The sequence below is a fragment of the Pseudomonas sp. FG6 genome (genome assembly GCF_057809015.1).
On the sequence record NZ_JBMDJD010000014.1, the window covers coordinates 66,429 to 80,054 of the forward strand.

Genomic DNA, 13,626 nt, shown 5'->3' on the forward strand with positions numbered 1-13,626 from the left:
CCTTGTTCATTCATGACTGTTCAACACGGCGTGCATTATGCCATTTGTTATCGAGAAGCATTCATGATAAGTGCAAAAAGTCCTGAGCCGTGGGACTCATGCGCAAGGGGCGAACCTGCTTGCGAGAGCGGCAGGGCCGTTACCGCGCTATCGATGGCCTGCTCGCATCGCGGACCGATGGGGACCGGTTCTTGTGGCGGCGTGTCATCTATGTTCCGTAAACCATTTCAATCAATGCGGAACAAGTTCGTCCGTGACATTGCATCATTTTCTAATATTTATGTTTTTTTCGGTCTTTGACTTCGTTTGCAGCAATACCCTAGTGTGCCGTGACTGCGATTTAATGAATTTTCAAATCACTTGAAGACACCATTGCAGTCACGGAATTGAATAGCCGCAGAATTAAATAGCTACAGAATTAAATAGCCACAGAATTAAATAACCACAGAATTAAATAACCACGTAATTAAAGGATTAATTATGAGTTTCAATGCACTCTGGGATGATGCGCTCCATGCTGCCTCGCCTGACGACATCACCCGATTTGCCCAGTTGGCGCCAAAGACACTGTCCAACGCTTCGGCCCCGGAACGGGAGGGCGAGTCCCGTGGCAAAGGGTTGTTGCTGACCAAGAAACAAATCATCGACCTGCGCAAATATGAAGCGGCTGCCCTGGCGCTGCCTTTTACCCTGGGCGATGTGAAGGATTATCTGAATTTTGGTGACGCAGCGGGCGGCGGCGTCGGGCTCAAGGCCGATGACTTCCTGAAGACCTTCAGTGCTACCCGACGTCATGCCCAGCGCTGGTCGCCGTTGCGTGAAGCCATCATGTTGACCGGCAGTCAGTTGAAACTGTTTGCCTCCAGCATGCTCACTTACGGCGAGGCCATGGAAGAGGTCTACGGGGAAGTCAGGACGGCCGTTCAACTTGATCAATATCAGGTCAATACACTGGAACAACTAAAAAGACTGGAACTGCAACTGGGCGATAAGTTCCTGGGAATTGAAGTGGATCCGGACGATGTCGATGATTTTGGCGCCTATCTTGAAAAGATCTTTAATCACGTCGAGAGGAATCTGAAGAGTGTCAGCGCGATCAAGGAAACGTTGGCGACGTTTGGTTACGATCTGCGCGTGTACATCCTGCCTGAGATCAAACTGCGCCTGGGTTTGATTGGTAGTAGTTCGTTGCCGGCCGACGTCAGCATCCTCAAGCAGCAGGTCGATGAGCGCGCCTTGCAAATCGACGAGAAGAACGCCGCCTATAAAGCCGCTGTGGAAAAGTCCATCGGTGCCGCGGCCGGGTTGAATCTCGTCGGCCTGGCCCTGGCGATTTATCTGGGCGTCGAAGCGGAAAACATTCGGGCCGAGAGGAATCGCCTGTACAAGGAGCAGGAAGAGGCGCTCGAAACACTCAGGGCCAGGAACCAGACCCTGGGTTCCCTGAGTCGGGTCAAACATGACCTGCAAGGGCTTGAGCTGGTGGCTGTCGATGCGGATATCGCTACGCAGAACCTGATGCACGTCTGGAATGTCATGCACCTCTACCTGCAAAGCTCCCAGGAAGCGGTGGCCGGGATTACCGACGCGTTGCGACTCCGGCAATTCATGGCGGCGTTCCGTGAAGTGGTCAAGCCGTGGAAGCAGATCGAGAGCGATGCGGATGCGTTGATCGCGGTGTTCAAGGAAGCCGACACCGAGTACGAGCGCAATTATGGCGTGCGTCCCCGTTTTGCCGGCTACACCGCATTGCGGGCAGGTTATCCCAATGTCGATCTCAATCTCATGGCCGAGAGCGGCGCGCGGGTACAAGAGTCTGCGGTCCAGGCCCTTACGCTCTTCACCCGATGGAACTACCTGCCAGCCTTGTATGAGCGGTTCAGTGCCCTGGCGAGCGACGTGCGCACCAGCGCCGATGTCTTGAGCCATGCGGCTCTGAGCACGAAGATCAAGCTCGAAGTCGAACTGGGGCGCCTGGAAAGGCTGGAGAAAGAGTGGGCGAATGAGGAGGATGAGCAGGAAATTGCCGACATCCAGGCCGACCGCGCCAAAGCGCTGGACAGTATCGGGACGCTGCTGGGGCAATCAACCCGTCGACTCTTCGGCCAACTGTCGGCCATCAATGCCACCTTCGATCGCCGCTTGACCCTGGGATTCATTGACGATCTTGAAAAAGACCAGCGCGCTGTCGAGGCCACCCTCGTGCAATTGAAACAGGAGCACGCCGAGGGCCAGGACAAACGCCGTGTGCTCACCGAGGCGCTCAATGCACTCAAACCCAGTGGCGTCGAGCAGATTGGCAACGATCTGCTGCTGACGGTGGACGAGATCACCAAGCTCGGTATCGCGCCGCCCCAGGTGCAGTTGGTCATGTTTGCTGTCGAGCAGCTGAAAAAGACCCTCGGACAAGTCGGCGAAGGGTTGCGCTTGCTCGACCTGTTGCGCCAGCGCGACAAGCTGGTGGCGGGCATCCAGGCCCTGGCGCGGGACATCGAGCTGAACGAGGCCGGGCTCGCCTCGCTCAAGGGCAAAGTCGAATTCCTCCAGGTCCTTCATGCCCTGGACGATGAGCGTCGACGCTACGTGGCTGAATATCAACGCGCGCTCACAGGTTTCCAGTTGTTTGCCGAGCAGGCGAAGACCGGCAGTCAAGCCGAGCTGGCGGAACATCGCGCCGGTTTCATCAGCCGGATACGGCAGTTCCTCGTGTTCCTGGAGCCGCTGTCGCTGCCCCTGGCACCTCGTTGAACCTCGACCAAAGGGCGATGGCGGTGAGCTGTCGATGAGTAGATGACACGACCGTCGGGATGGGCTGCGCCCCGTGCACGGCTGACCGACGGTCGTTCTGGTTTGGATGACCGGTCATGTCGGATTATTTACTGGACGCGAAGGACTTTGCGTCCTTGAGAGAATACATGAGTTTCCTGAGTGATCTTCCTGGCGCACTGGCGGAGATCAAGCGCTTTTCAGACGATTTCCAACGCTCGGGCCACGTACTGATGACCCCGCCCGATGCCCAGGCGCTGACGCGGGCCGCCATTGCCAATGAAGGGCGTTGGCGGGCGATTGCCATGGTCGTTCCGTCACTGAGCACCATGGGCCGCCAGTTGGTGGCGCAAACGGCCACGTTTCTCGCAGAGCTTGAACAAGTGGCGCAAGGCGCGACCGGCCCGGCGCGTCGCCAGCCCCTCGGGACGGTCGATCCGTTGCGCTTCACACCGATCAACGCAGGATCGCAAGGGACCAATCGTCCGCCTGATGTCCTGTACCTGATCAACAATCTCTGTTTGCGGCTGAATCAATGCGCGAAGGTCACTGCGCATTTCAAGTCCCTGATCGTTGAAGTTTCGCAGACGATCCACCGCATTTTCGTGCGTTTTATCGAGTCATTGGCATTGCGGCTGTGTGTCTGCGATGCCCCGGTCTCGAAGATCGAGGCGTACTACAGCCTGGGGCGCATCGCCTTGCCGAACATGCAGTACGACCCGGCGCAGCAGCATTCCCAGGCGCAACGTCGAGCAAAGGCCAATGAGCATCTGAAGGTGTTGAATGGGTTATACGCACGCGCCATCTCAGCCGGTAATAACTTTGCCGACTTCTGTCATCGCATGAATTATTTCCTGGTCTGTATGAAGGACGAGCTTCAATCCAACGATCAGCACTGCAGCCTCAGACGCGCCAGAAGTTCGATGGCCCAGCTGGCTTATCCGCTGGAAGAACTGAGCCAGATGGTAGATGCCCTGATCGACATGTCTGCCCGACTCAAGGCATGAAAAAAGCCCGTGACAGACGTCACGGGCTTTCGGGGTTACGCAGCCAGTGGCTTACACGTAATACGATTTCAGCGGCGGGAAGCCGTTGAATTCCACCGCGCTGTAGCTGGTGGTGTAGGCGCCGGTCGACAGCCAGTACAGGCGGTCACCGATGGCCAGGTTCAACGGCAGGCCGTACTTGTAGTTTTCGTACATGATGTCGGCGCTGTCGCAGGTCGGGCCGGCGATGACCACTTCTTCCATCTCGCCTTTCTTCTCGGTCCAGATCGGGAACTTGATGGCTTCGTCCATGGTTTCGATCAGGCCGGAGAACTTGCCCACGTCCGTGTACACCCAACGCTCGACCGCGGTACGGGATTTACGTGCAACCAGCACCACTTCGCTGACCAGGATACCGGCGTTGGCGATCAACGAACGGCCCGGCTCCAGGATGATTTCCGGCAGGTCGTCGCCGAAGTCTTCCTTGAGGAAACGGATGATTTCCTCGGCGTAGGTTTCCAGGCTGTTGGTACGGGTGATGTAGTTGGCCGGGAAGCCGCCACCCATGTTGATCAGCTTCAATTCGATGCCGTCTTCTTCCTTCAGGCGTTCGAAGATCACTTTGACCTTGGCGATCGCCGCGTCCCAGACGCTGATGTCGCGCTGTTGCGAACCGACGTGGAACGAGATGCCGTACGGCACCAGGCCCAGGTCACGGGCCAGGATCAGCAGGTCCATGGCCATGTCGGTCTGGCAGCCGAACTTGCGCGACAACGGCCAGTCGGCGGTGGTCGAGCCTTCGGTCAGGATGCGGACATAGACTTTCGAGCCCGGTGCGGCCTTGGCGATGTTGCGCAAGTCGGCTTCGGAGTCGGTGGCATACAGGCGCACGCCCTTCTCGTAGAAGTAGCGGATATCGCGGGATTTCTTGATGGTGTTGCCGTAGCTGATCTGGCCCGGGGTCACGCCGCGGCCCAGCACCTTGTCCAGCTCATAGATCGAGGCGATGTCGAAGTTCGAGCCTTTTTCCTTGAGCAGGTCAATGATTTCCACTGCCGGGTTGGCCTTGACGGCGTAGTACACCTTGGCGAATTCGAACCCGGCGCGCAGGTCGTCATAGGCCTGGGCGATCATCGCGGTGTCGATCACCACGAACGGGGTTTCCTGCTTGTCGGCGAACGCTTTCATTTTCTGGAAAGTTTCGCGCGCGAAATAGTCTTCGACCTGGATCGACATACTTGGGACTCCTACTGGCAAACATCAGGATCAATGGGTGTAAGGGGCGGTTAGCCCTCGTGAACGTCCTCCGTATCCCCACTTTGGTTCGCCTACTTCCCAAGGCATTGCCGCCGAAAGCAAAAAGGCCATCCAGGTCGTTTGAGAGCTACTGCGCTTGGCAATACTGCGTTGGGAAGAGGCTCGGAATGCTCATTTACAATCAGTAAATTCCGCTTCCTCGCCTCTTCCCGCCTTGTCTTGCCTGCGCTCGCTACGCTCTCAAACGACCTGAAATAGGATGCCCTTGGCCTTGCTGTCTCGTCGTCAGTACTTGAGCCGGATGGATCGTTTCCAGCATGGACGTTCGGCGCGAACTTTAGGGCGTGAGGGGCCTGAGATCAACTAAAAATGTCGCGTTTTTGCACACATCCGTCGTGCGGCCCACGACGGCTCATGATGTAACCGACCTGTGTGACGGATTGATGTTCCTTCGGATCTGTTTCGCTGCCGCACGCCAAGCCTTCCCACCTCGCCCTGGCGGGGAGCGATCACCTCGGCACGGGTGGTCCATGGGCGGTGTTTCGGGCTATACTCCCGGCCCTTTTTTGAATCACCTGCCAGGCGATTTCCCATGACCAAACAGGCCGCCGAAGTCGCGAAACGCCGCACTTTCGCCATTATTTCCCACCCCGATGCCGGTAAGACCACCATCACCGAAAAGCTCTTGCTGATGGGCAAGGCGATTGCGGTGGCCGGCACGGTGAAATCCCGCAAGTCCGACCGCCATGCCACTTCCGACTGGATGGAGATGGAAAAGCAGCGGGGTATTTCCATTACCACGTCGGTCATGCAGTTCCCGTATCGCGAGCACATGATCAACCTGCTCGACACCCCGGGCCACGAAGACTTCTCCGAAGACACCTACCGCACCCTGACGGCGGTCGACTCGGCGTTGATGGTCCTCGACGGTGGTAAAGGCGTCGAGCCACGGACCATCGCGCTGATGGACGTCTGCCGCCTGCGCGATACGCCGATCGTCAGCTTCATCAACAAACTCGACCGTGACATCCGCGACCCGATCGAACTGCTCGACGAGATCGAGGCCGTCCTGAAGATCAAGGCCGCGCCGATCACCTGGCCGATTGGTTGCTACCGTGACTTCAAGGGCGTGTACCACCTGGCCGACGACTACATCATCGTCTACACCGCCGGTCACGGCCATGAGCGCACCGAAACCAAGATCATCCAGAAGCTCGACTCTGACGAAGCTCGCGCGCACCTGGGCGACGAATACGAGCGTTTCATCGAGCAGTTGGAACTGGTGCAGGGCGCCTGCCATGAGTTCAACCAGCAGGAATTCATCGACGGCCAGATGACCCCGGTGTTCTTCGGGACCGCGTTGGGCAACTTCGGTGTGGACCATGTGCTCGACGCCGTGGTCGATTGGGCCCCGCGCCCGCTGCCGCGCGTGGCCAACGAGCGCACCGTGGAGCCGGTGGAAGAGAAGTTCTCAGGCTTCGTGTTCAAGATCCAGGCGAACATGGACCCCAAGCACCGCGACCGCATCGCCTTCATGCGCATCTGCTCGGGCAAATACGAAAAAGGCATGAAGATGCGCCACGTGCGCACCGGCAAGGACGTGCGCATCGGCGACGCCCTGACCTTCTTCTCCTCGGAACGCGAGCAACTGGAAGAAGCCTTTGCCGGTGACATCATCGGTTTGCACAACCACGGCACTATCCAGATCGGCGATACCTTCACCGAAGGCGAAGCGCTGGGCTTCACCGGCATCCCGCACTTCGCCCCGGAACTGTTCCGCCGCGTACGCCTGAAGGATCCGCTCAAGTCCAAGCAACTGCGCCAGGGCCTGCAACAGCTGGCCGAAGAAGGCGCGACCCAGGTGTTCTTCCCGGAGCGCAGCAACGACATCATCCTCGGCGCCGTCGGCGTGCTGCAGTTCGATGTGGTCGCCAGCCGCTTGAAAGAGGAATACAAGGTCGAATGCTCCTACGAGCCCATCACCGTGTACTCGGCCCGCTGGATCGAATGCAGCGACAAGAAGAAGCTTGAGGAATTCTCCAACAAGGCCGTGGAAAACCTCGCGCTGGACGGCGGCGGTCACCTGACCTACCTGGCCCCGACCCGGGTCAACCTGGCGTTGATGGAAGAGCGCTGGCCCGATGTGAAATTCCGCGCGACGCGTGAGCATCACTAAGCACTGAGCGTCAAACCCGAAAACCCCGCGCCGAAAGCCGCGGGGTTTTTTATGGCCCAGGCTTAAGCCTGGAGGGTTCCCCTGTGGGAGCAAAGCTTGCTCGCGATAGTGGTGGGTCAGTTCGCATCGCTATTGAATGGATCGCCGCCATCGCGGGCAAGCCTTGCTCCCACATAGGACTTCGGGCGTTAGTCGTTTTGGAGATAACCCTTATTCGAAACCAATCTGTCCGCCCCGGGCAATTCTGTCGGTCCCACAGCGTCCTATCTGGTGAACCGGCCTGTTCAGAACTAGATTTTCCTTAGCGCCATCAGGCCCCGGCTTCATCCGGAACACAAAAGGAATCGGCTATGAACATGTTTCTACGCGTACTGTTGTTGATAAAACTGGTGGTGATGCTATCGCTCGGCTCATCCATGGCGTGGGCGCAATGCAATGGGCAGGAGGAACACGCATCGAGTGGGCAAGGGGTGCAAGGCGAGTTGATGCTGGCGGCAGCGGATACGGATTCGGACGAAGAGGATGACACCGACTCGCATCCGGACGAGCCGGACGACGGCTCACCTCCTGATGATGAAGAGGAAGGCGATAGCCAGACGTAGATTTCAAGCAAAGAAAAACCCCTCCAGCTCACACTGATATTCAGTGGTGGCTGGAGGGGTTTTTCTTTTCCTGACGCTATCCCTGTGGCGAGGGAGCTTGCTCCCGCTGGGCCGCGCAGCGGACCTTCTTTTGGGCCTGCTGCGCAGGCCAGCGGGAGCAAGCTCCCTCGCCACAAGTGCTTTATGCCATAAGTGCTTTGCTGCCTTTTGCCTTACGCCGCGCCGTCGAGGAATTGCTCGGCGTAGTGGCACGCTACCAGCCGATTATCGAGCGCACGCAAGGCCGGTTCTTCGGTCTTGCAGCGCTCGGTCGCGTACGGGCAGCGCTTGTGGAAGGCGCAGCCGGGCGGTGGGTTGAGCGGGTTGGGCAATTCGCCGACGATCTTGATCTTCGGCTTGTTCGGGTCCGGGTGAATGGTCGGGGTGGCCGACAGCAGCGCCTGGGTGTACGGGTGCAGCGGACGGCTGTAGATCGCCTCGTTGGGGCCCATTTCCACCGGGCGGCCGAGGTACATCACCATCACATCGTCAGCGACGTGTTGCACCACCGCCAGGTTGTGGGAAATGAACACGTAGGCGGTGTTGAACTCCTGCTGCAGGTCCATGAACAGGTTCAGCACCTGGGCCTGGATCGACACGTCCAGCGCCGAGGTCGGTTCGTCTGCCACCAGCACCTTGGGTTGCAGCATCATGGCGCGGGCCAGGGCGATGCGCTGGCGCTGGCCGCCGGAGAACATGTGCGGATAGCGCTGGTAATGCTCGGGGCGCAGGCCCACCTGCTTCATCATTGCCTGGACTTTCTCGCGCCGCTCGGCAGCCGACAGGCTGGTGTTGATCAACAACGGCTCGGCCAGTTGATCGCCGATTTTCTGCCGCGGGTTGAGGGACGCATACGGGCTCTGGAAGACCATCTGCACGTCTTTACGCAGTTGCTTGCGTTCGGCCTTGTTGGCGCCGGAGACTTCCTGGCCGGCGATTTTCAAGGAGCCCGAAGAGGGTTCTTCGATCAGCGTCAGGGCCCGGGCGAGGGTGGATTTGCCGCAACCGGATTCGCCCACCACGGCCAGGGTCTTGCCGGCTTCGAGTTCGAACGACACACCGTTGAGGGCGCGCACCGTGGCGTGGCCCTTGAACATGCCGCGGGACACTTCGTAATGACGGGTCAGGTCACGGGCGGTAAGTACGACGGCCATCACGCCACCTCCTGGTTCAACGGGTAGAAGCAGCGGGCGAGGCTGTTGGATTTCGGATCGAGGGCCGGCCGTTGCTGGCGGCAGTTGTCTTGCACGTAGGGGCAGCGCGGCGACAACAGGCAGCCTTGCGGACGGTCGTAGCGACCGGGCACGATGCCGGGCAAGGTCGCCAGGCGCTCGGCGCCCATGCTGTGCTCCGGAATCGCCGCCAGCAGGGCTTCGCTGTACGGGTGCGCGGGAATGTCGAACAACTGCGGCACCTGGCCCACTTCCACCGCCTGGCCGGCGTACATCACGCACACGCGCTGGGCGGTTTCAGCCACCACCGCGAGGTCGTGGGTGATCAGCACCAGGCCCATGTCCTGCTCTTTTTGCAGGGCCAGCAGCAGGTCCATGATCTGCGCCTGGATGGTCACGTCCAGTGCGGTGGTCGGTTCGTCGGCGATCAGCAGTTTCGGCTCGCCGGCAATTGCCATGGCAATCGCCACGCGTTGGCTCATGCCGCCGGACAGCTGGTGCGGGTAGGCGTTCATGCGGCTGGCGGCGCCGGGGATCTCGACTTTTTCCAGCAGTTCGATGGCGCGCTTGCGGGCGGCCTTGCCGGACATCTTCAGGTGCAGGCGCAGCACTTCCTCGATCTGGAAGCCCACGGTGTAGCTGGGGTTGAGCGCGGTCATCGGGTCCTGGAAGACCATCGCCAGGTCCTTGCCGACGATCTGTCGGCGCTGGCGGGCGCTCAGCTTGAGCATGTTCTTGCCATCGAAGTTCAGCGCGTCGGCGGTGACGATGCCGGGGTGCTCGATCAGGCCCATCAGCGCCATCATGGTCACGGATTTACCCGAGCCCGATTCGCCGACGATGGCCAGTACTTCGCCTTTTTCCACGCTCAGGTCCAGGCCGTCGACCACCGGCACGGCGGTGGCGTCGCCGAAGCGGACGTTGAGATTCTTGATTTCTAGCAGTGACATGGGAATCTCCTCAGGCGGCATTCTTGAGTTTCGGGTCCAGCGCATCGCGCAGCCCGTCGCCCATCAGGTTGATTGCCAGCACGCTGAGCAAAATAGTCAAACCAGGCAGGCTCACCACCCACCAGGCGCGTTCGATGTAGTCGCGGGCCGAGGCCAGCATGGTGCCCCACTCAGGCGTTGGCGGCTGCACGCCCAGGCCGAGGAAGCCCAGGGCGGCGGCGTCGAGGATCGCCGAGGAAAAGCTCAAGGTCGCCTGCACGATCAGCGGCGCCATGCAGTTGGGCAGCACGGTGATGAACATCAGGCGCGGCAGGCCGGCACCGGCCAGGCGGGCGGCGGTCACGTAGTCGCGGTTCAGTTCGCCCATCACGGCGGCGCGGGTCAGGCGCACGTAGGACGGCAGCGACACGATGGCGATGGCGATCACGGTGTTGATCAGGCCTGGGCCGAGGATGGCGACGATCGCCACGGCCAGCAGCAGCGAAGGCAGGGCCAGCATGATGTCCATCAGGCGCATGATGGTCGGACCCAGGATTCGCGGGAAGAACCCGGCGAACAGCCCCAGCAGGATGCCCGGGATCAGCGACATCACCACCGACGACAAGCCGATCAGCAGCGACAGGCGCGAACCCTGGATCAACCGCGAAAGCAGGTCGCGGCCCAGTTCGTCGGTACCCAGCAGGAACTGGAGCTGTCCACCTTCCAGCCAGGCCGGCGGCGTCAGCAGGAAGTCACGGTATTGCTCGCTCGGGTCGTGAGGGGCGACCCACGGTGCGAAGATCGCGCAAAACACCACCAGGACCATGAACAGCAGCCCGGCCACGGCGCCCTTGTTGCGGGAAAACGCCTGCCAGAATTCTTTGTACGGGGACGGGTACAGCAGGCTTTGATCGACTGCTACCGAAGGAGTTGGAGTACTCATGGATTTGATCTCAGCGCTGATGACGGATGCGTGGGTTGGCAAAGCCGTAGAGGATGTCCACGACGAAGTTGACCAAAATCACCAGGCAGGCGATTAACAGGATGCCGTTCTGCACCACGGGATAATCCCGGGCGCCGATAGCTTCGATCAACCACTTGCCGATGCCCGGCCAGGAGAAGATCGTTTCGGTCAGCACCGCGCCGGCCAGCAGCGTGCCGACTTGCAGGCCGACCACGGTCAGCACCGGGATCAGCGCGTTGCGCAGACCGTGCACGAACACCACCCGCGCAGGCGACAGGCCCTTGGCCTTGGCGGTGCGGATGTAGTCCTCGCGCAGCACTTCGAGCATCGAGGAACGGGTCATGCGGGCGATCACCGCCAGCGGGATGGTGCCCAGCACGATGGCCGGCAGGATCAGGTGGTGCAGCGCATCGAGGAAGGCGCCCGGCTCATCGGACAGCAGGGTATCGATCAGCATGAAGCCGGTTTTCGGCTCGATGTCGTAAAGCAGGTCGAGCCGCCCCGACACCGGGGTCCAGCCCAGGGACACCGAGAAGAACATGATCAGGATCAGGCCCCACCAGAAGATCGGCATCGAATAACCGGCGAGGGAGATGCCCATCACCCCATGGTCGAACAGGGACCCTCGCTTGAGTGCCGCGATCACCCCGGCCAACAGGCCCAGGACACCGGCGAACAACAGGGCGGCCATGGACAGTTCCAGGGTCGCGGGAAACAGGGAACTGAACTCGGTCCATACACTTTCACGGGTACGCAGCGATTCGCCGAGATCACCGTGGGCCAGTTTGCCGACGTAGTCCAGGTACTGGGCATACAGCGGTTTATTGAGGCCAAGGCGTTCCATTGCCTGAGCATGCATTTCGGGATCGACCCGACGTTCGCCCATCATCACTTCCACGGGGTCGCCGGGGATCATGCGAATCAACGCGAAGGTCAGCAAGGTGATGCCGAAGAACGTGGGGATCAACAATCCCAGTCGGCGGGCAATAAAACTAAACATCTTCAGGTGTACCTCATCAGCCGGTTAGGCGTGCCCGGCCTCTCTCAGGGTCAAGAGCGGCCGGGCGTTTTCTTATCTACTTCACCTGGGTGGTGGCGAAGTTGTTGGTGGTGAGCGGGCTGATTACATAGCCCTCTACGTTGTTGCGCATTGCCGTGAACATGCGAGTGTGGGCCATGCTGATCCACGGTTGGTCCTGGTTGAAAAGCACCTGGGCCTGTTCATAGAGCTTGATGCGCTCCTGCGGGTTCACTGTGGCGCGGGCCTGGTCGATCAGCGCCTGGAACTTCTCGTTGCACCAGCGCGCGTAGTTTTCGCCGTTCTTGGCGGCCTCGCAACTGAGCATAGGCGTCAGGAAGTTGTCCGGGTCGCCGTTATCGCCCGCCCATCCGGCGGAGACCATATCGTGCTCGCCGTTCTTCGCGCGCTTGAGCATTTCGCCCCATTCCATCACGCGGATGTCGACCTTGATCCCGACCTTCGCCAAGTCGGCCTGCATCATCTGCGCACCGAGCATCGGGTTGGGGTTGGTTGGGCCGCCGCCGTTGCGGGTGAACAGGGTGAACACGGTGCCTTCCGGCACGCCGGCTTCCTTGAGCAACTGGCGGGCCTTGTCCAGGTCGCGGGTCGGGTTCTTCAGGTCATGGTTGAAGCCCAGCAGCGTCGGCGGGTAGGGGTTGACCGCGACGGTGGCGTTGCCCTTGCCGAACAGCGCGTTGACGTAGGCTTCCTTGTCGAAGGCCAGGTCGATGGCTTTGCGCACCCGCACGTCGCTCATGTACTTATGGCTGGTGTTCAGGGCCGTGTAGGAAACGGTCATCGCGTCCAGCTCGGTGACCTTCAGGTTCGGATCTTTCTTGATGCTCGGGATATCGTCGGGTTTGGGGTACAGGGCGATCTGGCACTCGTTGGTCTTGAGCTTTTGCATGCGCACGTTGTTGTCGGTAGCGATGGCCAATACCAGCGCATCGGCCGGTGGCTTGCCGCGGAAGTAGTCCGGGTTGGCCTTGAAGCGTACCTGGGCATCCTTGTTGTAGCGCTGGAAGACGAACGGCCCGGTGCCCACCGGCTTGCTGTTGAGGTCGCCGGCCTTGCCGGCCTTGAGCAACTGGTCAGCGTATTCGGCCGGGTAGATCGAGGAGAAGGCCATGGCGATGTCGGCCAGAAACGGCGCTTCGCGGCGGGTCAGGGTGAACTTGACCGTGTGCTCGTCGACTTTCTCGACGTTCTTGAGCAGTTCCTTGAAGCCCATGCTTTCAAAGTACGGGAAACCCACGCTCGACAGTTTGTGCCATGGATGATTCGGGTCCAGCTGGCGCTGGAAGCTCCAGACCACGTCGTCGGCGTTCATGTCGCGGGTCGGCTTGAAGTAGTCGGTAGTGTGGAACTTGACACCCTTGCGCAGGTGGAAGGTGTACGTCAGGCCATCGTCACTGATGTCCCAGGATTCGGCCAGGGCCGGAATCACCTCGGTGGTGCCGGGCTTGAAGTCGGCCAGGCGATTGAAAATGGTTTCCGCCACGGCATCGGCGGTGACTGCAGTCGTGTACTGGACCATGTCGAAGCCTTCCGGGCTGGCTTCTGTGCAAACCACCAAGGGCTTGGCGCTGGCGCCAACGGCGACACTCAGCAACGCGGCGGCGATGGCAGCGCGTAGGGGAGTCATGTTCATCGTCAATCCTCTGCAATCGGTTAAATGGCAAAAGACCGGACGGGCGACCTCGTGAGTCGACCG

At 60.1% G+C, this 13,626-nt stretch carries 10 protein-coding genes; 4 read left to right on the top strand and 6 right to left on the bottom strand.

The window, feature by feature from the left end; translation table 11 throughout:
- The first annotated feature begins 480 nt into the window (after positions 1-480).
- Positions 481-2,748, top strand: a complete 2,268-nt coding sequence (locus ACODSJ_RS11525) for an alpha-xenorhabdolysin family binary toxin subunit A (RefSeq protein ID WP_489101833.1) — start codon at positions 481-483, stop codon at positions 2,746-2,748.
- Between the two features lie 167 nt (positions 2,749-2,915).
- Positions 2,916-3,773, top strand: a complete 858-nt coding sequence (locus tag ACODSJ_RS11530) for a hypothetical protein (RefSeq protein WP_489101834.1) — start codon at positions 2,916-2,918, stop codon at positions 3,771-3,773.
- A gap of 51 nt (positions 3,774-3,824) precedes the next feature.
- On the opposite strand, the gene ACODSJ_RS11535 is transcribed toward ACODSJ_RS11530, so the two are convergent.
- Positions 3,825-4,988: a type III PLP-dependent enzyme gene (locus ACODSJ_RS11535; RefSeq protein WP_489101835.1), complete on the bottom strand. Its 1,164-nt coding sequence runs from the start codon at positions 4,986-4,988 to the stop codon at positions 3,825-3,827.
- Positions 4,989-5,601: 613 nt separating this feature from the next.
- Here ACODSJ_RS11535 and ACODSJ_RS11540 point away from each other — a divergent pair.
- Together ACODSJ_RS11540 and ACODSJ_RS11545 are read left to right on the top strand one after the other, a co-directional pair.
- Positions 5,602-7,185 carry a peptide chain release factor 3 gene (locus tag ACODSJ_RS11540; protein ID WP_489101836.1) on the top strand — a complete coding sequence of 528 codons (1,584 nt, stop codon included), beginning with the start codon at positions 5,602-5,604 and terminating at the stop codon, positions 7,183-7,185.
- 350 nt (positions 7,186-7,535) lie between these two features.
- On the top strand, positions 7,536-7,787 hold the full coding sequence (locus tag ACODSJ_RS11545) for a hypothetical protein (RefSeq protein WP_489101837.1): 252 nt from the start codon (positions 7,536-7,538) through the stop codon (positions 7,785-7,787).
- Between the two features lie 212 nt (positions 7,788-7,999).
- On the opposite strand, the gene ACODSJ_RS11550 is transcribed toward ACODSJ_RS11545, so the two are convergent.
- The 5 genes from ACODSJ_RS11550 to ACODSJ_RS11570 form a co-directional block, all read right to left on the bottom strand.
- Positions 8,000-8,980 carry a peptide ABC transporter ATP-binding protein gene (locus ACODSJ_RS11550; protein ID WP_489101838.1) on the bottom strand — a complete coding sequence of 327 codons (981 nt, stop codon included), beginning with the start codon at positions 8,978-8,980 and terminating at the stop codon, positions 8,000-8,002.
- Positions 8,980-9,948, bottom strand: coding sequence for an ABC transporter ATP-binding protein (locus ACODSJ_RS11555; RefSeq protein ID WP_489101839.1), 969 nt, complete (start codon positions 9,946-9,948; stop codon positions 8,980-8,982). The genes ACODSJ_RS11550 and ACODSJ_RS11555 overlap by 1 nt, the downstream gene beginning before the upstream one ends.
- A gap of 10 nt (positions 9,949-9,958) precedes the next feature.
- Entirely contained in the window at positions 9,959-10,870 is a 912-nt protein-coding gene (locus tag ACODSJ_RS11560; RefSeq protein ID WP_489101840.1) for an ABC transporter permease subunit, read from the bottom strand.
- A gap of 10 nt (positions 10,871-10,880) precedes the next feature.
- Entirely contained in the window at positions 10,881-11,891 is a 1,011-nt protein-coding gene (locus ACODSJ_RS11565; protein WP_489101841.1) for an ABC transporter permease subunit, read from the bottom strand.
- A 76-nt stretch (positions 11,892-11,967) separates the two neighbouring features.
- Complete coding sequence (locus ACODSJ_RS11570) at positions 11,968-13,563, bottom strand: ABC transporter substrate-binding protein (protein WP_489101842.1); 1,596 nt, start codon at positions 13,561-13,563, stop codon at positions 11,968-11,970.
- Positions 13,564-13,626: the final 63 nt, after the last annotated feature.